Annotated in this window: 20 protein-coding genes; 16 read left to right on the top strand and 4 right to left on the bottom strand. The window is 41.1% G+C overall.

Features of this window, described 5'->3' with window-relative positions:
- The first annotated feature begins 8 nt into the window (after positions 1-8).
- From nuoG to ACQ7EO_RS17305, 11 genes are all read left to right on the top strand, one after another.
- Positions 9-2,693, top strand: a complete 2,685-nt coding sequence (gene nuoG, locus ACQ7EO_RS17355) for an NADH-quinone oxidoreductase subunit NuoG (RefSeq protein ID WP_004819329.1) — start codon at positions 9-11, stop codon at positions 2,691-2,693.
- A 2-nt stretch (positions 2,694-2,695) separates the two neighbouring features.
- On the top strand, positions 2,696-3,709 hold the full coding sequence (gene nuoH / locus ACQ7EO_RS17350) for an NADH-quinone oxidoreductase subunit NuoH (RefSeq protein WP_004819331.1): 1,014 nt from the start codon (positions 2,696-2,698) through the stop codon (positions 3,707-3,709).
- 18 nt (positions 3,710-3,727) lie between these two features.
- Complete coding sequence (nuoI, locus tag ACQ7EO_RS17345; protein WP_004722835.1) at positions 3,728-4,270, top strand: NADH-quinone oxidoreductase subunit NuoI; 543 nt, start codon at positions 3,728-3,730, stop codon at positions 4,268-4,270.
- Positions 4,270-4,788 carry an NADH-quinone oxidoreductase subunit J gene (gene nuoJ / locus ACQ7EO_RS17340; RefSeq protein WP_171066894.1) on the top strand — a complete coding sequence of 173 codons (519 nt, stop codon included), beginning with the start codon at positions 4,270-4,272 and terminating at the stop codon, positions 4,786-4,788. Before nuoI ends, nuoJ begins: the two co-directional genes overlap by 1 nt.
- Complete coding sequence (gene nuoK / locus ACQ7EO_RS17335; protein ID WP_004722831.1) at positions 4,788-5,096, top strand: NADH-quinone oxidoreductase subunit NuoK; 309 nt, start codon at positions 4,788-4,790, stop codon at positions 5,094-5,096. The genes nuoJ and nuoK overlap by 1 nt, the downstream gene beginning before the upstream one ends.
- The gene (gene nuoL, locus ACQ7EO_RS17330; RefSeq protein ID WP_004722828.1) at positions 5,093-6,982 is read left to right on the top strand and encodes an NADH-quinone oxidoreductase subunit L; all 1,890 of its coding nucleotides are present in this window, start codon (positions 5,093-5,095) and stop codon (positions 6,980-6,982) included. The genes nuoK and nuoL overlap by 4 nt, the downstream gene beginning before the upstream one ends.
- Positions 6,983-6,989: 7 nt before the next feature.
- Positions 6,990-8,594 carry an NADH-quinone oxidoreductase subunit M gene (nuoM, locus tag ACQ7EO_RS17325; RefSeq protein ID WP_171066895.1) on the top strand — a complete coding sequence of 535 codons (1,605 nt, stop codon included), beginning with the start codon at positions 6,990-6,992 and terminating at the stop codon, positions 8,592-8,594.
- Positions 8,595-8,596: 2 nt separating this feature from the next.
- Positions 8,597-10,153: an NADH-quinone oxidoreductase subunit NuoN gene (nuoN, locus tag ACQ7EO_RS17320; RefSeq protein ID WP_004819337.1), complete on the top strand. Its 1,557-nt coding sequence runs from the start codon at positions 8,597-8,599 to the stop codon at positions 10,151-10,153.
- 121 nt (positions 10,154-10,274) lie between these two features.
- The gene (upp, locus tag ACQ7EO_RS17315) at positions 10,275-10,910 is read left to right on the top strand and encodes a uracil phosphoribosyltransferase (protein WP_004722821.1); all 636 of its coding nucleotides are present in this window, start codon (positions 10,275-10,277) and stop codon (positions 10,908-10,910) included.
- A gap of 61 nt (positions 10,911-10,971) precedes the next feature.
- Positions 10,972-12,039 (top strand): hypothetical protein, encoded by a 1,068-nt coding sequence (locus ACQ7EO_RS17310; RefSeq protein WP_434278165.1) that lies wholly within the window; start codon positions 10,972-10,974, stop codon positions 12,037-12,039.
- 59 nt (positions 12,040-12,098) lie between these two features.
- A complete protein-coding gene (locus tag ACQ7EO_RS17305; RefSeq protein WP_434278163.1) occupies positions 12,099-12,839 on the top strand; it encodes an excalibur calcium-binding domain-containing protein in 741 nt (246 codons plus the stop codon).
- A gap of 48 nt (positions 12,840-12,887) precedes the next feature.
- Here ACQ7EO_RS17305 and gigC read toward each other — a convergent pair whose 3' ends face one another.
- On the bottom strand, positions 12,888-13,769 hold the full coding sequence (gene gigC / locus ACQ7EO_RS17300) for a LysR family transcriptional regulator GigC (protein ID WP_004722815.1): 882 nt from the start codon (positions 13,767-13,769) through the stop codon (positions 12,888-12,890).
- Positions 13,770-13,851: 82 nt separating this feature from the next.
- Between gigC and ACQ7EO_RS17295 the strand changes: the two genes are divergently transcribed.
- On the top strand, positions 13,852-14,613 hold the full coding sequence (locus tag ACQ7EO_RS17295; protein ID WP_056514680.1) for a ferredoxin--NADP reductase: 762 nt from the start codon (positions 13,852-13,854) through the stop codon (positions 14,611-14,613).
- 99 nt (positions 14,614-14,712) lie between these two features.
- Here ACQ7EO_RS17295 and thiO read toward each other — a convergent pair whose 3' ends face one another.
- Positions 14,713-15,849 carry a glycine oxidase ThiO gene (thiO, locus tag ACQ7EO_RS17290; protein WP_434278160.1) on the bottom strand — a complete coding sequence of 379 codons (1,137 nt, stop codon included), beginning with the start codon at positions 15,847-15,849 and terminating at the stop codon, positions 14,713-14,715.
- Positions 15,850-16,007: 158 nt separating this feature from the next.
- Positions 16,008-17,021: a porphobilinogen synthase gene (gene hemB / locus ACQ7EO_RS17285; RefSeq protein WP_016539219.1), complete on the bottom strand. Its 1,014-nt coding sequence runs from the start codon at positions 17,019-17,021 to the stop codon at positions 16,008-16,010.
- A 99-nt stretch (positions 17,022-17,120) separates the two neighbouring features.
- Between hemB and ACQ7EO_RS17280 the strand changes: the two genes are divergently transcribed.
- The 4 genes from ACQ7EO_RS17280 (at position 17,121) to ACQ7EO_RS17265 (ending at position 21,108) form a co-directional block, all read left to right on the top strand.
- Complete coding sequence (locus ACQ7EO_RS17280) at positions 17,121-17,654, top strand: thioesterase family protein (protein WP_004722808.1); 534 nt, start codon at positions 17,121-17,123, stop codon at positions 17,652-17,654.
- Between the two features lie 326 nt (positions 17,655-17,980).
- The gene (locus ACQ7EO_RS17275; RefSeq protein ID WP_004819348.1) at positions 17,981-19,138 is read left to right on the top strand and encodes an HlyD family efflux transporter periplasmic adaptor subunit; all 1,158 of its coding nucleotides are present in this window, start codon (positions 17,981-17,983) and stop codon (positions 19,136-19,138) included.
- Positions 19,139-19,144: 6 nt separating this feature from the next.
- Entirely contained in the window at positions 19,145-20,671 is a 1,527-nt protein-coding gene (locus ACQ7EO_RS17270; protein WP_004819350.1) for a DHA2 family efflux MFS transporter permease subunit, read from the top strand.
- Positions 20,672-20,814: 143 nt separating this feature from the next.
- Entirely contained in the window at positions 20,815-21,108 is a 294-nt protein-coding gene (locus ACQ7EO_RS17265; protein WP_434278159.1) for a cold-shock protein, read from the top strand.
- Positions 21,109-21,603: 495 nt separating this feature from the next.
- On the opposite strand, the gene ACQ7EO_RS17260 is transcribed toward ACQ7EO_RS17265, so the two are convergent.
- Positions 21,604-22,335, bottom strand: coding sequence for a Fic family protein (locus tag ACQ7EO_RS17260; RefSeq protein WP_434278157.1), 732 nt, complete (start codon positions 22,333-22,335; stop codon positions 21,604-21,606).
- Positions 22,336-22,491: the final 156 nt, after the last annotated feature.

Below are 22,491 nucleotides of genomic sequence, written 5' to 3'. Positions count from 1 at the left end.
ATTCGACTATGGCTACAATTCATGTCGATGGAAAATCGTATGAAGTCAATGGCTCGGAAAACTTGCTACAAGCATGTTTGAGTCTTGGCATCGACATCCCATATTTTTGTTGGCATCCAGCTTTAGGTTCTGTCGGTTCTTGCCGTCAATGTGCTGTTACTCAATATGCGAATCCAGAAGATACTCGTGGTCGCTTAGTAATGTCATGTATGACTCCTGCATCTGACAATACCTTTATTTCGATTGAAGACAAAGAAGCAAAAGATTTCCGTGAATCGATTGTGGAATTCTTAATGACCAATCACCCACACGACTGTCCAGTCTGTGAAGAGGGTGGTCACTGTCATTTACAAGATATGACGGTAATGACGCAACATGATCGTCGTCGTTATCGTTTTACCAAACGTACGCATCACAACCAAGAGTTGGGTTCTTTCATTGCACATGAGATGAACCGTTGTATCGCATGTTACCGTTGTGTTCGTTACTACAACGATTATGCCGGTGGTACAGACTTTGGTGTTTATGCCAATGCATCACGTGTCTACTTCGGTCGTCCAGAATCAGGCACTTTAGAGTCTGAGTTCTCTGGTAACTTGACTGAAGTGTGCCCAACAGGTGTATTTACCGATAAAACCCATTCGGCACGTTATAACCGTAAGTGGGACATGCAGTATGCGCCTAGCGTATGCCAAGGCTGTTCTTCAGGTTGTAACATCTCTCCGGGTGAGCGTTATGGCGAATTACGTCGTGTAGAAAACCGTTTCAATGGTGACGTTAACCAATATTTCCTTTGCGATAAAGGTCGTTTTGGTACGGGTTATGTGAACCGTGAAGATCGTCCACGTCAGCCACAATTCCGTGCTGCAACAGAAGTTAAAACTGTTTCTGTTGATGTGGCACTGGACTCAGTGATTGAAAATGTTCAAGGCAAAAAAGTCTTGGGTATTGGTTCTCCACGTGCATCATTAGAATCAAACTATGCGTTGCGTGAGTTGGTTGGCCAAGAAAATTATTCAACAGGTCTTTCTCAAAAAGAACAGAACTTGGTTGAACTTGCTGCATCGATTATGCAAGCTGAGGGTGTTTATAACCCAAGTATGCGTGAAATCGAAAGCTATGATGCAGTCTTGATCTTGGGTGAAGATTTAACGCAAACTGCACCACGTATGGCATTGTCTGTTCGCCAAGCTGCGAAAAACAAAGCCAAACAAATGGCCGCAGACCGCCGTACCCAAGATTGGTTAGCTGAACCTGTAAAACGTATTGGTCAGGATGCAAATTCTCCAATCTATATCTTGGCTGCAACACAAACACGTTTAGCTGATATTGCTGAGGGTGAAGTTGTTGCTTCTCCAAACGATATTGCACGTTTAGGTTTTGCGATTGCTGCGGGTGTAAACGGTGATGCGATTCTTGGTTTAGATGATGATGCTAAAGCATTTGCACAAACCATTGCGGATACGTTAAAAGCTGCGAAAAAACCATTAATCATCTCGGGTACTAGCTTACAAGATGCTGCCATCATGGAAGCTGCTGCACAAGTTGCACAAAACCTAGGTGGAAATGCAGGCTTAACATTGACAGTTCCAGAAGTGAACTCAATGGGTATGGCTTTGTTTGGTGGTTTAAGCTTAGAACAAGCATTTGCTCAAGATTATGAGTCAATCATTATTGTTGAAAATGATTTGTTCCGCCGTTTACCTGCTGTACAAGTTCAGGCTGCTCTAGACAAAGCGCAAAGCGTGATAGTGCTTGATCATTCTGAAACTGAAACCGTAAAAGCAGCTGATGTTGTCTTGTCTGCTGCAAGCTTTGCAGAAGGCGATGGAACAGTGGTCAGCCAAGAAGGTCGTGCGCAACGCTTCTATCAAGTTTATGACCCAAGCTATTACAAACCAGAATATGCCATCAAAGAATCTTGGCGCTGGTTACATGCCATTGAAACGGGTGTGAAAGGTAAAGCGATCTCGTGGACATTGTTGGATGACGTAATTGAGTCTGTGGTCAAAAATGTTCCAGTTCTTGAAGCGATTCAAGATGTTGCACCTGATGCGGGCTACCGTGTTCATGGCTTGAAAATTGCCCGTGAACCGCGTCGTTACTCAGGTCGTACTGCAATGCGTGCACCATTAAACGTACATGAGCCGAAACAACCTGTCGATGTCGATTCCGCATTAACATTCTCTATGGAAGGTTATGTTGGACCGCAAAATGCATCGTCATTGGTTCCATTTGCATGGGCACCGGGTTGGAACTCACCACAAGCTTGGAACAAATACCAAGATGAAGTGGGTGGTCACCTTAAAGGTGGTGATTCAGGCGTTCGTTTGTTTGATCGCTTAGTAAAACGTCCTGCACGTAGCTATGTGGCGCCAACTGCGGTTGTGGCAAATCCAGAGAGTTTCCGTTTGGTTCCAATGCATCATATTTTCGCTTCAGGTGAATTTACGATTAAAACGCCGGTGATGGAATCGCGTATTCCAGAAGCGACTTTTGCAGTGGGCGAGCAAGATGCAGCACGTTTAAATGTTCAAGATGGTCAACAACTGACAGTGAAAGCAGGCGAAACGACGATTAGTCTTCCTGTGCATGTGATTGAATATTTACCAACAGGTTATATCGGTTATCCAGTCGGCCAAGCACCAACAGTTTCACTTGCTGAACCTGTATCTGTAACGGTAGGAGTGTAATCATGAATGAATCTTTACGCGCACTACCGACATGGGCACAAGACTGGCCAATCGCTTATTCAGTGATTCAAGCCATCGTAATTTTGTTGGTTGTGGTTTTACTGGCCGCTTTGATGTCATTTATTGAACGTCGTTTGCTGGGCTTATGGCAAGACCGTTATGGACCAAACCGTGTTGGTCCTGGCGGGATGTTCCAGATCGTTGCCGACATGCTGAAAATCATGTTCAAAGAAGACTGGACACCAAAGTTTGTAGATAAGTTAACCTTCCGTTTAGCACCAGCAGTGGCAATGGCGACTGCAGTACTGTCATTCATGGTTATTCCTGTTTCACCTTACTTAGGTGTTTCAGACATGAGTATCGGTCTATTGTTCTTTATGGCAATGGCAGGTATTGCAGTATATGCGGTGTTATTTGGTGGTTGGGCATCTAACAACAAATATGCGTTATTGGGTGGTCTACGTTCAGCAGCACAAACCATTTCTTATGAAGTCTTTTTAGGGATTTCATTGATGGGTGTGGTGGCAATTGCAGGTTCATTTAACTTGCGTGACATCGTAGAAGCACAACGTGATGTATGGTTTGTGATTCCGCAATTCATTGGTTTCATGATCTTCGTGGTTGCGGGTGTTGCAGTAACGCATCGTCATCCATTTGACCAACCTGAAGCTGAACAAGAATTGGCAGAAGGTTACCATGTCGAATATGGTGGTATGAAATGGGGGATGTTCTTCGTTGCTGAATACGTCAACATCATTCTAATTTCTGCACTGATCGTGACTTTATTCTTTGGCGGTTGGTTAGCACCATTTAATTTAAATATTCCATTCATTCCAGATGCATTCTGGTTCATTGCGAAAACAGCATTCTTTGTAATGATGTTTGTCTTGGCACGTGGTTCTTTAATGCGTCCACGTTATGACCAAGTTATGAATTTTGGTTGGAAAGTGTGTTTACCACTTGCATTGGTCAACCTTTTGGTGACTGGTGCTGTGATTCTGATGAATCAGGCCTAGGACAGCAGGGAGTACAAAATGTATAAAATTCTAGCTGGCGTAGGATCAATTGTTCGTTCGTTGTGGATGGTGTTTAGCCATGTCACACGCAAACGCGATACGATTTTATATCCAGAAGTGCCAGCCGAACAAATCGTACCTCCACGCTACCGTGGTCGTATCGTATTAACACGTGACCCAGACGGTGAAGAACGTTGTGTTGCGTGTAACTTATGTGCGGTTGCATGTCCTGTTGGTTGTATTTCATTGCAGAAAGCTGAAAAAGATGATGGACGTTGGTATCCAGAATTTTTCCGCATTAACTTCTCACGCTGCATTTTCTGCGGTATGTGTGAAGAAGCATGTCCAACAACTGCCATTCAGTTAACACCAGATTTTGAGTTAGGCGAATATGTCCGTCAGGATCTTGTTTATGAGAAAGAAAACTTACTCATTTCAGGACCAGGTAAATACCCAGACTACAATTTCTACCGTGTAAGTGGTATGGCAATTGATGGTAAAGAAAAAGGTCAAGCGCAACGTGAAAGTGCGCCTGTAGATGTACGGAGCTTATTACCATGATGTGGCCATTTTATTTAATGGCTCTCGTGGCCATTGTTTCGACGATTCGTGTTGTGACCAACACCAATCCAGTACATGCTTTATTAAGTTTGATCGTTTCTCTACTTGCTGTTGCAGGGATCTTCTTGATCATTGGTGCACCATTTGCAGCTGCGCTTGAAGTGATTGTTTATGCGGGTGCGATCATGGTGTTGTTCGTATTCGTGGTCATGATGCTCAACCTTGGTCAACATACAGTTGATCAAGAACGTAAATGGTTGACTTCAGATGCTTGGGCTTATCCAGCACTCATGAGCTTCTTAGTGGGCTTATGTTTGGTTTGGGTATTAGGTTCAGACTATACCCAACATGGTGCAGTACTTGGAACTCAAGTGATTGGACCTAAAGCAATTGGTCAAGCACTCTTTACCCACTATTTATTATTGGTTGAAGTTGCCGCAATGTTATTGCTTGCAGCATTGGTTGCAGCATTCCACTTAGGCAAACGTGAACCGAGTGCAGCAGAGGATAAACAGTAATGGGCAACATTCCTTTAGAACATGGTTTGATCGTCGCAACTATCCTTTTTGCACTGGGTTTTTACGGTGTAATGGTGCGACGCAACCTATTATTTATGTTAATGAGCCTTGAGATCATGATGAATGCAGCAGCATTGGCATTCGTTGTGGCAGGAAGTGCATGGGCACAACCTGATGGTCAAATTATGTTTATTTTGATCCTCACACTTGCTGCGGCAGAGGCTTGTATCGGTCTAGCGATCGTCCTCCAGTTCTATCATCGCTTCCATCATCTGGATGTAGATGCTGCTAGTGAGATGCGCGGATGAGTTATTTATATTTAACGATTTTATTTCCGCTGATTGGCTTTGTGCTTTTAGCGGCAGGACGTAATAAACTTCCTGAAAATGTAGCAGCAATTATTGGTGCGGGTTCTGTTGGCCTTTCTGCTTTATTTGCATTGATTGCAGGCATGGACTTTGTTAAGCAGGGTTCAGTTGCGCAAGCACAGCATTTATGGACTTGGTTCAATGTAGGCGGTTTTGCACCGGGTGTAAGTTTGCATCTTGACGGCTTGTCATTGTTAATGATGGGCATGGTGACAGGTGTAGGTTTCCTGATTCACATCTTTGCAACTTGGTACATGCGTGGTGAAGAAGACTTCGCACGTTTCTTCTCATACTTCAACTTATTCGTTGCAAGCATGTTGGTGCTTGTATTGGGTGACAACTTAGCGTTGTTATTCTTAGGTTGGGAAGGCGTAGGTCTGTGTTCTTACCTGTTGATTGGTTATTACTACCAAAACCCTGCAAATGGTTTTGCGGCAATTAAAGCATTTACAGTAACGCGTGTTGGTGATGTATTCTTACTGATCGCATTGTTCTTGCTTTACCAACAATTTGGTACTTTACACATCGGCACGATTGTTGCCAATGCTTCACAAGTTCTCGCACTTGATCATAACTTGGCATTGATCACGTCATTGATGTTGTTCTTGGGTGCAGCAGGTAAATCTGCGCAAATCCCATTACAAACATGGTTGGCAGATGCAATGGCTGGTCCGACACCAGTATCTGCATTGATCCATGCTGCAACAATGGTTACCGCGGGTATCTACTTATGTTGCCGTATGTTCTCTGTGTTTGAAATGACACCAGAAGTGATGCAGTTCATTTCGATTACGGGTGCTGTAACATTGTTGGTTGCTGGCTTTGCAGCTTTGGTTCAAACAGATATCAAACGTATTCTGGCTTACTCTACCATGAGTCAGCTCGGTTATATGTTTATGGCTGTGGGTGCAGAAGCGTATCAAGCAGGTCTGTTCCATATGCTTGCACATGCATTCTTTAAGGCATTATTGTTCTTGTCTTCTGGTGCGGTGATCTTGGCTTACCATCATGAACAAAACATCTTTAAAATGGGTGGCTTGTTCTACAAAAACAAATTCTTATTTGCTTGCTTCGCGATTGGTGGTGGTGCACTTGCTGCAATTCCATTTATCACGATCGGCTTCTTCTCAAAAGATGCAATCTTGGGTGCTGTTTGGGCGCAAGGTCAATCTGTCGCATTGTATAACTCATTGTATTGGGTTGGTGTTGCGGGTGCATTCTTAACTTCGATTTATACATTCCGTTTAATTTGGGTTGTATTCTTCGGTGAAGAAAAAACACATTATCACGAAATCAAAGGTGCAACGTATTGGGCGCCTTTAGGTATCTTGGCTGTTCTTTCAACAGGTTTGGCTTACTTCTTAAAAGCGCCAGTGATGAACATTTTAAATGCAGCACATATCCCTGCATTTGAAGTTTCTCAAGCGATTGAAGAAGGAATGCATGGTGCAGAACACCTTGCAGTCGGTATCGCATTGGTCGGTTTAGCTGTAGGCGTGGTGTTATTTGCTTTCGCTTATAAAGCGGTGCAAGGTTTTGCAGCCACTTCATTTGGTGCTGGACTTGCAAATATCTGCCGTAATGCATTTGGTTTCGATTCTTTATACAACCTTGTATTTGTTCAACCTTATTTACTCATTGCGAAAATTTTAGGTCGTGACCCAATTGATGGTTTATGGCTGGTATTACCTGCGATCGTAAATAGTGGGAATAAATTTACAAGTACCCGTCAAACAGGTTCATTACGTGAATATGCATCAAGTATGTCACTCGGTGTAGTGGTATTGCTGATGATCTTGATCGTGATTCAGGTAGTGGGGAAATAAGATGGAAATCACAAACAATTGGATTTTACCCGCACTGATTCTTGTACCTTTTATTGCAGGTTTCGCGTGTTGGTTGGTCGATAAACTTGATAAACATTTGCCACGTTATATCGCATTAGTCGGTATGCTCGTTACATTGGGCTTAACACTGATTTTGTGGAAACAAGGTGGCTTTAGCTATGAGTTGGGGGCGAAGACTCCAACTTGGGCAGCAGAATTTTATTTACCTTGGATTAAAACACTTGGTATTAACATTCATTTGGCTGTAGATGGTCTTTCATTGCTGATGGTGGGCTTGACTGCATTACTGGGTGTACTTGCAGTTGGCTGTTCATGGGGTGAAATTCAAAAGAATGTCGGCTTCTTCCACTTAAACCTATTATGGTCTTTGGGTGGGGTAATCGGGGTTTTCCTTGCAATTGATATGTTCTTGTTCTTCTTCTTCTGGGAGATGATGCTAGTCCCTATCTACTTCTTGATCGCTCTTTGGGGTCATAAAGGCGCAGACGGTAAATCACGTGTTTATGCTGCAACCAAGTTCTTTATCTATACCCAAGTCGCTGGCTTGATCATGCTCATCGGGATCTTAGGCTTAGTGGTCTACGGTTCTCAGATGTCAGGTACGATTAGCTTCGACTATAACTATTTACTTGCTGTTGCAAACACTTTAGATGCTCAGGCACCACATATTGCCTATGCATTGATGATCTGTTTCTTTATTGGTTTTGCGGTCAAGCTTCCAGTATTCCCATTACACGGTTGGTTACCAGATGCCCATGCGCAAGCACCTACAGCAGGTTCTGTAGACTTAGCGGGTATCTTGATTAAAACTGCTGCGTACGGTTTACTGCGCTTTGTATTGCCATTCTTCCCAGCAGCATCTGCACAATTTGCCGATATTGCGATTATTTTAGGTTTGATTGGTATTTTCTACGGCGCTTGGTGTGCTTTCCAGCAAACAGATATGAAACGCCTGCTTGCTTATACTTCTATTTCGCATATGGGTTTCGTATTACTTGCACTTTATGCCGGTAATATTCTGACGTTCCAAGGCTTAATGATCATGATGTTGGCACATGGCTTGTCATCTGCTGCATTGTTCATTATGTGTGGTCAAGTGTATGAGCGCTTACATACCCGTGACTTACGTTTGATGGGTGGTATTCGTGGTCAATTCCAGTATTTACCATTCTTCTTGATGTTCTTTGTCTCTGCGCTTGTGGGTATTCCAGGTCTAGGTAACTTTATTGGTGAATTCCTGATCTTGATGGGTTCATTTGCTAAGTTCCCAACATTTACCATCATTGCGGCGATTAGCTTGGTCTTTGCTGGTCTTTATGGTTTGATTCTGATCCACAAAGCTTTATTTGGTACGCCAAATGAAGAACAGAAAAAGCATTATGAAAGTCCATTAAAAGACTTGAATGTACGTGAAACAGTAATTCTATTGATCTGTGCATTTGGCTTATTATGGTTAGGTGTGTATCCACAAAGCTTCCTTGATATTTCTCACTCAAGTATGGCGTGGTTATCAAATAGCTATATTCCAGTTCAAGAAGTTGTTGATGCGGCACAACAAGTCGTATCTCAACAAAATGTGGAGATCCAATAGTCATGAACTTCACTATGTCATTTTCGGGTCTCATGCCTTTAGCACCAGTTTTTATTGTTGCTTTAACCGCTGTTGTGGTGATGATCCTAACCTCGATCAAGCGTAATCATAATTTGATTGCGACTGCATCGGTGGTGGGTTTAAACCTTGCTGCAATTGATATTTTATTCATGATGTTTGGTGGTTCATTTGCACCATCAAATGTGATGAACATGTTTGTGGTTGATCCATTTACATTGTTTTATCAATTTATTGCAGTAGTTGCTGCACTCGCATGCTGTACGTTATCTCACGCTTATATTGAAACCTATAAAGATAATCGTGAAGAACTTTATATCTTGATGTTGATCTCTGTAACAGGGGCAATGTTAATGGTGGCAAGTTCTCATTATGCGTCGTTCTTTATTAGCTTAGAGCTTTTGTCAATTCCTGTGTATGGCTTATTGGCATATACGCATCAGCGTGGAAAATCGCTAGAAGCAGGCGTAAAGTATTTGGTACTTTCTGCAACCGCTTCAGCAATCTTGTTGATGGGTATGGCATACGTTTATGCTTATACCGGTACATTGTCATTTACTGACTTCCCAGGTTTGTATGGAAATCAGTTAGCACAAGTGCAACAAATTGCGTCTTTGGCTGACTTTATTGAACAGTTAAAAGGTTTCCTTGCTCAACCAATGATTTTGTTGGGTTCAGGATTAATCGTGATTGCAATTGCGTTTAAATTATCGTTGGCGCCATTTCATAAATGGACACCAGATGTTTATCAAGGTGCACCTGCGCCAATCGCGACCTATCTTGCAACTGTTGCTAAAGTTGCAACCATTGGTTTATTAGTCCGCTTTATTTTAAGTTCAGGTTTCATTCTTGTACCGTCTATCGTGACTGTATTAACTGTGATCGCTGTACTTTCGATTTTAGTCGGGAACTTCCTTGCATTACGTCAAGTCAACTTAAAACGAATTTTGGGTTATTCATCGATCGCCCATTTCGGTTATTTATTGATTGCTTTGATTAGTTTAGGTTATGCAAGTTTAGGCAGTGTAAGTGTCTACGTGGTGACTTATACCTTAACTACGATTGGTGCTTTTGGTGCTGTCGCGTTAATGTCGAGCCCATATAACAATGTTGATGAAGCTGAGTCGCTTGCGGATTACCGTGGTTTATTCTGGCGTCGTCCAGTTCTGACTGCGACCTTAACAGTGATGATGCTTTCTCTTGCAGGGATTCCATTGACCGCTGGTTTCATCGGTAAGTTTATGGTGGTGATTGCTGCTGTAACCACAGAACATTGGTTCTTGGCTGCTATGGTTGTGGTGGGTAGTGGTATTGGTTTGTATTACTATTTACGTGTGATGATCGTGATGTATATGACTCCACCAGATAATCCTCGTATTGATGCGGTTGATCATTGGGGACAAAAAGTGGGTGGTTTGATGGTGCTCGGCGCTGCTGCTTTGGTATTGATCATTGGTGTTTATCCAGATCCAATCATCAACTTGGCGTTGAAATCAGAAATTTTATCTCCTTTACATTTCTTGATGAGCCAACAACACTAATCGCAATAAAATCCTGCTATTAACAAAAAAAGCCCTCATTCATTGAGGGCTTTTCTTATCTCTGATATAAAAAACATTTATAATAATGGAAATTTACTTTTATCCTTTTAGGTGTCCTCCCGTGTCTATTCAAGAAATTCGTCATCCACTTATTCGTCATAAATTAGGTTTATTACGCCGTGCTGACATTAGTACTAAGAATTTCCGTGAACTTGCTCAAGAAGTAACCATGCTTTTAACTTATGAAGCAACCAAAGATTTACCTGTGTGTGATCATGAGATTGATGGCTGGAATGGTAAAGTTACAGTAGACAGAATTGCGGGTAAAAAAATCACTGTAGTGCCAATTTTACGTGCTGGTATTGGCATGTTAGAAGGTTTTTTAAATCTTATCCCAAGTGCTAAAGTTTCAGTCCTCGGTTTAGAACGTGATGAAGAAACTTTGGAAGCACGTACTTATTATAAAAAATTGGTTCCAGATGTACAAAATCGTTTAGCCATGATTATTGACCCAATGTTGGCGACTGGTTCATCTTTGGTTGCTGCGATTGACGTGTTAAAAGCAAGTGGCTGTAAAGATATCCGTGTTATGGTTTTGGTTGCTGCACCTGAAGGAATTAAACGTGTTGAAGCCGCACACCCTGATGTGACGATTTTCACCGCTTCAATTGATCAAGGTTTAAATGAACAAGGTTATATCGTGCCAGGTTTAGGTGATGCTGGAGATAAAATTTTTGGTAGTGTGCAAAAAGATTAAAATTTAGTATCATCGAAGGAGGCTATAGGGGGCCTCCTTTTTAATGATAAGAGAATAAAAAATGTTCAGAAAAGGGACTGTTACCTTTTTCGATAATGATTTAGGGCAAGGTCTAATTGAATTAAATGATCATCAACAAGTTGTTTTTAAATTAGAAGATTTTTCAAATCAGTTGCTTCTTCCTCAAATTGGTGAGCGGATTAAATGTGTCGTTTTAGAGCAAGATGGTGGTTTATTCGCCAAATTTATCGTACGTTTAGATCATAAAAATTATGTGAATGATCAAAACAAGCCCTCCGTTCCACATCTTTATTCAGAAAATGCCTATGAGCATATTAGAAATGTTCGCAAAGCGCTGAAAAAGAGAAGGGGATTGGCTGATGAAGGCTTACAGAACCCTCAAACGAAAATTCACACCGACCAAGGTATTTTACCTGATGCTATTCCAGATATTGACTTGGTTGCACAACAACAAGACACCTTTGTGGAGTCCATTCAAACAACAATCAATGACCCAGTGCTTGAAGAATCGGACGGAGATTTAAATCAAGCCAAAGAGATTGAACCTGTAGCGCAAACACAAGTTGACCTTTCCACTAAAGTTATCCAGAATACTGAATTGCAAGACCAAACTCATACAGTTGATAACATTAAACCCATTGAAGAAAGTGATGCTAATACTGTTGTTGATGTGGGGGGAGTGGGTCGAAATATTGAAATCGCTGAGGGCAATCAGAGCGCAGTGTTGCTTGGGTCCTTAGAGGTGATAGAAGATAGTCAAAATTTTAAAGGGGATGATTTATATTTTAACAGCCAAATTGATCGGCAGTTACTTGAAAAGCATATGGATTTAACTGCATTTCAACGTTTAATTCAAAAGTTGAAAGTTAAATTTTTATATTCCAAACGCAAACAAGCTGTCAAGAAAATTCGATCTGAAAAGCGCAAGACGTTGAACCCTTGGGTGGTGATCGTCGCGGTGGTTATATTCATTGCGGTAAGTTCTGTGATGTATGCAATGGATCGTTATAAGCAGTACAAAGTTGAGGCTGAAATGAGACTTCAACAATATCAACAAGAACAAAAGGACAAGATTAAACAGCAGAAACGAAAGGCATATTCACACTAAACATCTGAAACGAGTTGAATATATTTTGCGATTCATACTTATTTTACAAGAGAAGTTATATGTTTTATTTGGGGCAAATCATTGAATATCATCATGATAAAGGTTACGGACTTTTATTGGATCATAATTCAGCGCAATCTGTAATATTTTACATCGCTGATTTTCCAAAAGAAGGTGGTCAGCCGAAAAAAGGGGAAACCATAAAATATGTAATCATCAATGCACATGGAACATTGAAAGCACATCAAATGATTCGTTTAGATGTTGCGATGAGTAATGACTTAAAAAATAAAAAGATCAATATTGATAAGCAAAAAAATATTTTAAGACGAGGCAAAAATGAAGGGCAGAAATTCGGTTTTATGTCTGTGGTGATTTTGGTGATTGTTTTTGGCTTCGTTTATTTTAGTTTTGCGACATGGAATCAATACCAAACCTATCAGGAAGAACAACATGCTAAATTTGCACTGTTAGAGCAACAGCAGAAGCAAATCGTTGAGCAACAGCGCAAAGAGATTGGTTATGTTAAACCGGTAAAGTTTAGTGAAAAATCCCAAAATGCTTTAAACAGTCATCATCATTCAGTGCAAAAACAGAATGAAGCAGAATCCGTACAAAGCAACATAGCTGTATCGACAACAGCATCAACGGAAAAATCACCTTATCAATGCGATGGTCGTACCCATTGCAGCCAAATGACATCTTATGATGAGGCGGTATTTTTTATTAAAAATTGCCCCAATACACAAATGGATGGGGATCATGATGGTCGACCATGTGAACGGCAATTTGGTAAGTAGTTGTGCTAATCGAATAATTATAAAAAAGCTCCAAGAAGAGCTTTGGTTTTAACCATTTTCACAAAATTTTAGGAAGGCTCTTAAGCCCGGTCCTTGGTACTTTTGACGATGTACCAGCATATATAGCGGGCGAGCAAGTTGCCAGAATGGGGTATTTAAAATCACCAATTGTCCTTTGTCGAGCAAAGGCTGAATTGCCAATTTAGAAATACATGACATTCCTAGACCTCCAGCAACGATTTTTAAAATCGCTTCATTATGACCTAGGGTTAAGCGGATATTGGCATCTTCAAGATCTTTTAGAATGGCATTGTCAAAGACTTCACGTGTTCCAGAACCTTCTTCACGTAAAATCCATTCAACATGCTGGAAGTCAGACTGCTTTAATTCACGATGTAAATTTGCCAGTGGATGATTAGGCGAACAACATACCGCGAGTTCGTCATCGCGCCAGTGAATGCATTGAAGTTGTGGTAGGAAGCATGAACCTTCAATCAATGCCAAATCGAGTTGGAATTGGTTGACCGCTTCAATCATTTGGCGGGTATTACCGACTTGGAGCTGTAAATGCGCTTGAGGTTGAACTTGTAAAAAGTTTGCCATTAAGTCGGGCATTAAATAATCACTGATGGTCAGTGTTGCACCAATCCGTAAATCAATACTTTGTAGTTCACCTTTGGCTGCTTGTTCAAAGGCTTCACAGCGACCTAAAATTTCTAAAGCTTGAGGAAGTAAGAAACGACCAAGATCATTAAGCTGTAAGCGCTTACCAAGACGATCGAAAAGCGGAGCACCCAGTCCATCTTCTAAATCTGCCAAAGCCATACTTGCCGCACTTTGAGTCAACCGAACCGCATCACTTGCTTTGGTCACGGTACCTTCTTGAGCGACAGCAACAAAAACCGCCAACTGGCGTAAAGTCATTCGCATAAGTAGAGCCTTAACATTTTAATATTCATAGATTATATAGTCATGCTACCATGAGGACTATGTTTCATGCCACGAAGAAATCATGTCAATTGAAAAATTTAGCATAGAAAAGGTTTTGTCTGTTCAGCGTTGGACCAATACACTTTTCAGTTTCACCATGACTCGACCTGCCCATTTTAAGTTTACCGCAGGGCAATTTGCTCGCATTGGTTTAAAAGTGGGTGATGATTTGGTGGTAAGAGCATATTCCGTGGTTTCATCCCCATTTGATGAAACACTCGAATTTTTTTCAATCGTTGTTCCTGACGGTGCATTTACCTCCAATTTACAGCATCTACAAGTCGGTGATGAGCTTTATTTGGAAAAAATCCCCTATGGATTCTTAACCTTAGCACGTTATCAATTGCCATTGCCTAAAGATTTGTGGTTATTGGCAACGGGCACAGGTTTAGCGCCTTTTATTTCGATGCTACAAGATTTTGAAACTTGGTCAAAGTACGAAAAAATCAACTTGGTGTATAGCGTAAGAACTGAATCTGAATTGGCTTATGTCGATCGGATCCAAGAGATTGCTCAGCTTTTTGGTGAGGGGCATACTGGCTTTAAATTTATCCCGATTGTTACGCGTGATCCCAATGCAGCCTTACATGATCGTTTACCGATTTTGATTGAAAATGGTGAATTGGAAAAAGCCGCTGATTTAAAATTCAATGCAGATACCACCCATGTCATGCTATGTGGGAATCCACAAATGGTAGATGACACTAAAGCTGCATTAAAAGCCCGTGGTTTGACGATGAATCGTCGCGGTGAAGGCAATATTGCTGTAGAGAATTATTGGTAAATCGCTTGGTCGGCATCAGCAATTTTATCAATCGTTCTAGATGAGAGACGCAGCTAAGCGTCTTCTCTTAAATTCTTTCATGTCAGAACCAAACACTTTTTAGCTAAAAGATGATTGCAGAGTGAGTGGTGTATATGCTGTTAATCGCTCGGTTGAATAAGCTTTTGCATCAACACGTGTATCTTGATTGAGCATCAATTGTCTTAATAACTGTGCTGAAGCAGGTCCCATACATAAGCCATTACGGTAATGTCCAAAATTTGCCCATAAGTTATTCAGTTCAGGCATTTTTCCAATATATGGAATGCCTGTCGGTGAACTTGGACGTAATCCTGCCCATTGCTTGACGATGGGGAAGTTTGCCAATTCAGGGACCATTTCGATACAGGCTTTATAAATATTTTGTTGTGTTTGTACATTTGGACGTTTATCAAATCCGATATGGTCCATGCTTGAACCGCATACGATATGACCATCTCGGCGTGGGATCAAATACATCACATTGTTCATACACATGGTGGGTAGCCAGTTTTCCGGAGTTTTAAATAACATCATTTGCCCCTGAACGGGTTCTACTGGGATCGAAAGCTGTAATTGTACTGCCCAGAAATTTGACCATGCGCCTGTTGCAATCACAAATTGGTCTGCGACAAAACGTTGTCCATTGGCACTTTCAACAGACTGAATTTTTTGATTTTGAATATTAAATTTTTCGATCCATGTATTTTCATACACTTCAACTTGAGGGTGTTGTTTGAGATAGCTGATCAGTGATTTAAGAAGTCGCGGATTTCTAACATTGGCTAGATGTGGAAAATAAATTGCATGTTGAAACTGTGCTGAAATATGGGGATTGACGGTTTCAAGCTGCTCTCTTTGCAGGTATTCACAATGCTGCATCGGTTCTTGATGTTGGTCTTTATAATTCAGTCCAAGCTCAAAATCTGCTTCGTCAAAAATTAACATTCCCGTGTCATGGATTTGAAAGTCTATCCCTGTTTTAGGTTGTAGTTTCTCATTCCATTGTTGGTAAAGTTGTTTGCCGTGTTGTGCCAGATGATTGACTTCATTGGGATATCTCCACGGATACATGGGTGACAGAATACCGCCACCCGCCCATGAAGCAGCATGTCCAGCATGTTGTTGATCGAACAGGGTGATGGTGCAGCCTTGTTCAACAAGCTCAAGCGCGCTGAGTAAGCCACTTACTCCAGCACCGATAATGGCGATATGCATTGTGTATTCTGTACCAATTTAGATTTTTAATCCCCACCGGCAAAAGCAATACTGCTTATTTTTTAAAAGAGGGGACTTTCCATTCACGACTGAATCAGTCATAGGCTCCTCCCTTTTTAAAAGGTGAGGAACCATGAGTTCAGTAAGGGAGGGATGATTTACTTCATCTCTTTTAATTGACGTGCTGCATCTTCTGCATAATAGGTCCAAATACCATCTGCACCTGCACGACGGAAGCACATCAAGGATTCCATAATCACGCTTTCAGATAACCAGCCATTTTGGATGGCTGCTGCAAGCATGGCATATTCACCACTGACTTGATAAACAAAGGTCGGGACACCAAAGGTATCTTTAACTTCACGTACCACATCCAAATACGGCATACCTGGTTTGACAATCACCATGTCTGCACCTTCTTGAATATCAAGGGCGATTTCATGCAGTGCTTCAGCACGATTACCGACATCCATTTGGTAGTTATACTTATTACCACCTTTTAGGTTGGATGATGAGCCAACTGCATCGCGGAAAGGGCCGTAGAAACTAGATGCGTATTTTGCAGAGTACGCCATGATGCTGGTATAAATAAAATCGTTACTTTCTAAAGCTTGGCGGATTGCACCAATACGGCCGTCCATCATGTCACTTGGCGCGATCACATCTGCACCTGCTTCAGCATGGCTTAAGGCTTGTTTGATCAGGCATTGAACCGTTTCATCATTTAATACATAACCTGTATCGTCAATAATGCCGTCCTGACCATGTGTGGTATAAGGATCTAATGCACCATCCGTGATGAGTACCATCTCAGGCAGTTCTTTTTTTAACAAACGTAAAGTATTTTGAACTAAACCGTCTTCATGCCACGCAGCTTCAGCTGTTAAACTTTTGTCTTGTTGTGGTGTAACAGGGAATAAGGCAAGTTTTGATACACCAAGTTCTAATAGGGTTTCTGCTTTTTTCAACAATAAGTCTGCTGACAATCGTTGAACATTTGGCATACTTGGTACATCTTGGCTTTGGTTTTGTCCCGGAAGTACAAATACTGGATAAATGAGATGATCTGCTGTGAGTTGAGTCTCTCTTACCATTGCTCGAAGCTTATCGTTTTTACGGATACGGCGCATACGAGTAGCTGGAAAAGCAGGACGATTGAACGTATAAGTCATAACAATCTCGATGTTCAGTATTAAACTAGGCATATATTGTAGCCCTTTCATATATTTTTTGGGAAAAAGCTGAAAATTTTTCTCAATATTGGTTTCGAAATGATGATGAGTGATTCTTCTAAAACTGATTCTGCGCCTAGCGAATCGCAAAAAAAGTGGACTGGTAATTTACATTTAGGTGCGAAAGCAGATCTAAATGTGGTGCTTAACCAACTCACTAAAGCGTTTAATGGTTCGCCTTATTTTTCACATAACAATATGCAAATGCGTGTTGTCAATGATGAGATTGAAGGCTATATCGAAATGAAACCGTATTTGATTGGCAATGTCGCATTTCAAATTTTACATGGTGGTGTGGCCGCGACATTGCTGGATAGTATTGGTGGAATTGTGGCAATGGGGGAGCTGTATAAACGTGCAGAGCCAGACCAACTGCCAGACACATTAAAGAAAGTTTCTCGTTTAGCGACAGTTGATATGCGTGTAGATTATCTTGCACCCGGGCGCGGTGAATACTTTATTGCCAAAGCTGAAACCTTGAGAATGGGGCGTAAAGGTTGCACCATGCGTATGACCATGTTCAACAATGAAGGTAAGGCGATTGCAACAGCCATTGCTTCTTATGCCTATTGATCAAGCTGACTAAGTGTACTAATCAGTACACTTTTGTATTCATTGTGTCAATATAAGCCAGTAAAATACATATTTTGCTGGCTTATTTTTTTTCAAAAAAATATGAATATCAATAAGATTGACCTCTTTTATAAAGATAAACTATAGAGTAATATTTTTATTCTCATAATATGATTTTTACCTGTAAAATTGGGCACCACAATTTTAAGAAGTTGACTTATTCAACCATCAAGCAACGTCATATAGATATGATTAAGCAGTTTTTCAGTTTATATCTCCAAAATGCAAAGATGTTTTGACAAGTCCAAGTAAGCTAGGAACATGCGATGACTGACGCGCAAACGACGAATGCCTCTCCAAATGATGAAAATCAAGCGCAAGCGGATTTGGAAGCCAAACAAAAACGTAAAAAAATGCTGAAGATTTTTGCCATTATTGTTGTTGTAGCTGCAATTCTATATGCAATTTGGGCTTTTATTTTTGGCAATATTGTTGAAACGGACAATGCCTATGTCGGTGCTGAAACTGCTGAAATTACTTCGATGGTCAGCGGACAAGTTGCTGAGGTTTTGGTCAGTGATACTCAACAAGTGAAAAAAGGTGATGTACTTGCGATTATTGATAATCGTGATGCAAAAATCGCTGTTGCAGAAGCTGAAGCGGCGTTGACCAAAGCCAAGCGTCAATATACACAAAGCTCGGCAAATAGCAGTTCATTGTCCTCACAGATTTTAGTCAGTGCAGATGATATTAACAGTGCCAAAGCACAAGTGGCGCAAGCCGATGTGGCATATCAACAAGCACAGCAAGAATTTGCCCGCCGTCAGCAGTTAAGCGCGACAGGTGCAATCTCTAAAGAAGAATTTAGCAAAGCACAAAGTGCTTTAAACAATGCCAAAGCAAATGTCGATGTGGCAAAAGCAGCATTGGCGCAAACGGAATCTAAACGCAAAGCTGCACAAAGTAATTTAGATGCCAATGAAGCTTTAATTCGGGGGACCTCACAAAGTTCAACCCCTGATGTATTGGTGGCTCAAGCTAAACTTGATCAAGCACTTTTAGATTTACAACGTACAGAAATTAAAGCACCGTTAGATGGTGTGATTGCCCGTCGTAGTATTCAAGTGGGGCAGCGTATTGCACCTGGGACAAGTTTGATGAAAGTGGTGCCTTTGGCTGAACTTTATGTGGATGCAAACTTTAAAGAAAGTCAGTTGCAAAATGTGAAAGTTGGTCAGAAGGCAACCCTCACTTCAGACCTCTATGGCAAGAAAGTAGAGTATCACGGTACGGTGATCGGCTTTTCAGGTGGTACAGGTTCTGCATTTGCGCTGATTCCTGCACAAAATGCGACAGGTAATTGGATTAAAGTGGTTCAACGTCTACCTGTACGTATCAAACTTGATCCTAAAGAGTTGGCTGAGCATCCATTACGTGTGGGTTTATCCATGAATGCTGAGGTTGATACCTCTTCAGCGAAGTAATCACTTATGAATACAGCAACGTTTCAAAGTGAGCTTAAAGGTGGGCGCTTACTTCTTGCCGCCTTCTTTTTAGCACTTGCCAATTTTATGGTCGTACTAGATATGACCATTGCCAATGTTTCTGTGCCCCATATTACCGGAAGTTTAGCAGTATCAAGTTCTCAAGGAACTTGGGTGATTACCTCCTATGCCGTTGCTGAAGCCATCTGTGTACCTTTAACCGGTTGGCTTGCAGGACGTTTTGGTGCTGTTCGGGTATTTACCATCAGTCTGATTGGCTTTACCACATTTTCAATTCTTTGTGGCTTATCCAATAGCTTGGCGATGTTAGTGATCTGTCGTATCGGACAAGGTTTATTTGGTGGTCCAATCATGCCACTCAGTCAAACTTTGTTGATGCGTATTTTCCCACCCGAAAAGCATTCTCAAGCAATGGGGATGTGGGCAATGACGACCGTTGTTGGACCGATTCTAGGCCCTATTTTAGGCGGTACAATCAGTGATAACTGGTCATGGCATTGGATTTTCTTTATCAATATTCCAGTGGGTGTGATCTGCGCTGTTGGGGTGATGCGTCTATTAAAAGTTGCTGAAACACCGATTGCTAAACTCCCGATTGATACCATTGGCTTAACGCTGCTGATCGTTTGGATTGGCGCATTACAGTTAATGCTCGATTTGGGGCATGAGCGGGATTGGTTTAATAACAGCTTTATTTGTATTTTGGCTGTGATTTTGGTGGTTGGATTTATTGCCTTTTTCATCTGGGAATATTATGAAAAACATCCCATCGTCAATATACAAATTTTCCGATACCGTGGTTTTACCATCGCAACAATCTCATTGGCCTTTGCCTTTGCGGCATTCTTTGGCAGTATTGTGCTTATTCCACAATGGTTACAGATTAACTTGGGTTATACCGCATCTTGGGCAGGTTATCTGACTGCGACAATGGGCTTTGGTAGCTTGATGATGTCGCCTGTGGTTGCCAAACTTGCGACTAAATATGACCCAAGAGCCTTGTCCAGTTTTGGGCTGATGATTTTGGGTGGCGTCACATTAATGCGTTCATTTTGGACCAGTGATGCTGACTTTATGGCACTGGCATTACCACAGATTATCCAAGGTTTTGCGGTACCGTTCTTCTTTATCCCACTGTCTAATATTGCTTTAGGTGTGGTACGTCCAGATGAAGTGGCTTCTGCTGCGGGTTTGATGAACTTTATGCGAACCATGGCAGGGGCAATTGGTGCATCTATTGCGGTGACCATTTGGGATGATCATACCAAACTGGCACGCAGTGAAATCGTGTCGACCATGCATGTTGAGGAAACTCAACGTAACTTGGTCAACAGTGGCTTTAGTCCTGAAATGGCGTTGGGTACCATTTCCAACTTGGTGGATAAAGAGGCTTTAACGCTTTCGGTTAATCATGTGTTTTTGATTTTTGCGATGATCTTTATTTTCGCAGGATTGATTATTTGGTTATGTCCAAAACCGAAAGGGAATGTTGGCGCAGGGCATGCACATTAGAATTTAAGTTGTATAGAAGCCTGCTGAAAAGTGGGCTTTTTTATCGCTGCAATGACAACAGATCAAGACAAATTTTGCTATTTTATCTATTGATCAAGATCAGGGTATAATACAGCGATTGTGTACCGCGATGAGTAATATGTATGAAGCCTGAATTCCAGCAAGGAAAAATTAAACAATACGATGCCGATAGAGGCTTTGGCTTTATTGGTGGACTTGAACAAGATATTTTCTTTCATATTTCGGATTTCCCGCTTGCAGAGGGTGAGCCAAAGCGAAATGAAAGAGTTAAATTTATCGTTGTTGAAAATAACGGAAAGTTAAAAGCAACCAAAATTGAGCGTGTTGAAGATCAATCAGCAAAAGCCAAAAAGACCAGAATTGTTGAAAACAATAAGTCGATTACCAATACTTTGTTGTCAAATCTTAGAAAGTAATAACGTGGGCTCGACCTTATTACACCTTTAACTTACTGAAAAAAATGATCTTGGCGGAGTCTTACTGAATTCTCATTCAATTTCAGGATCAGCCTGCGGCTCGCCCTACTTTTGTTTCGACATGAGGAGCTAAGCTCCTCAAGGGTAACCATCTTGCGCAGCTACATCGCTGCTCACCGCAAAACTCGTCGACCAACAGCAACGCATTCAATGAATCGCAGAAACAATACTTTATCAATGAAGTCCTACCTCAGACAGTTGCAGATGACGTTTCCGAGTATCATATTTCATCAAGAGTTTTATATCGAACTCAGGTTAATAGATATTTGGTTTCAAGGGCATTTGATTTAAATGCCTTGTATCTCTAAAAGACCAATTAAATTTAATGTTTTGCCAGCTATCTATTGGCATTTGTGTATGAACAGGATCAGAGTAAATAATTGGGCCATCCCATCTTGAATGATCCTAGCGATTATTGTGGATGGGGATTCCCCCTTAAATTCCTAAAATTATCTGATAAGGTTTAAACCCATCCAATACGACATCAGCAATCAAATCAATAAATGGTCCCGTATTATCATTCGCCATCCATTGATCTAACGCTTCATAGTAAGCTAATCGATTTTCTACAGTAATTACACTTGGTGGATAACCCGCTTTAAGCAATTCAAGGTTCATCAATAAGCGAGATGTGCGACCATTTCCATCAACAAAGGGATGGATCGCTACGAAATCTGCATGAACTTTGGCTGCTCGTTCAACTGGGTGTAATTTATGAGCATCACGATTATACCAATCAATAAACTGAGCCATTTTGTCATTGAGCAATGTGTGGTCTGGTGGGTTAGTCGTAGCACCTGAGATTAAGACATTTTGTTGACGGTATCGCCCAGCATTTTCATCATCAATATTTTTTAAGATGAATTGATGAATATTACGAATTTGCCATTCTGAAAAGGGTTCTTGCCTTTTGATAATATCTTCAACATACAAAATTGCATCACGATGATTGATCGCTTCAAAATGCTCTCTTAATGCTTTACCACCTATCGTAATTCCTTCAAGGACAACCTTGGTTTCTAACAAGGTTAAAGTATTGCCTTCAATGGCATTGGAGTGATAAGTCCAACGTAATATGAGGTCTTCGTGTAGATTTTTGACAATTGTAGATGAAAGAGGTCGATGCTGATCTAATTTAGCTTTTAAATCATCAATGATCTCAAACATGTTTTATCTCTACAGACCAAATAAAATGATCATACATGAAAAAATGATTGCAATAAAATCTAACCGCTACCTCTATCATTCGCTGTAGGGTGAGGAGAGCTATTGTAGGCATTAGAGTCGTTAATTAAAGTATGCTTTGGGTTATTTATTCATTAT

The sequence above is a fragment of the Acinetobacter sp. CE-15 genome (assembly GCF_051059255.1).
GTDB classification, from domain to species: domain Bacteria; phylum Pseudomonadota; class Gammaproteobacteria; order Pseudomonadales; family Moraxellaceae; genus Acinetobacter; species Acinetobacter guillouiae.
The sequence above is the reverse complement of the archived record's forward strand: the minus strand, read 5'-3'. Positions and strand labels throughout refer to the sequence as shown.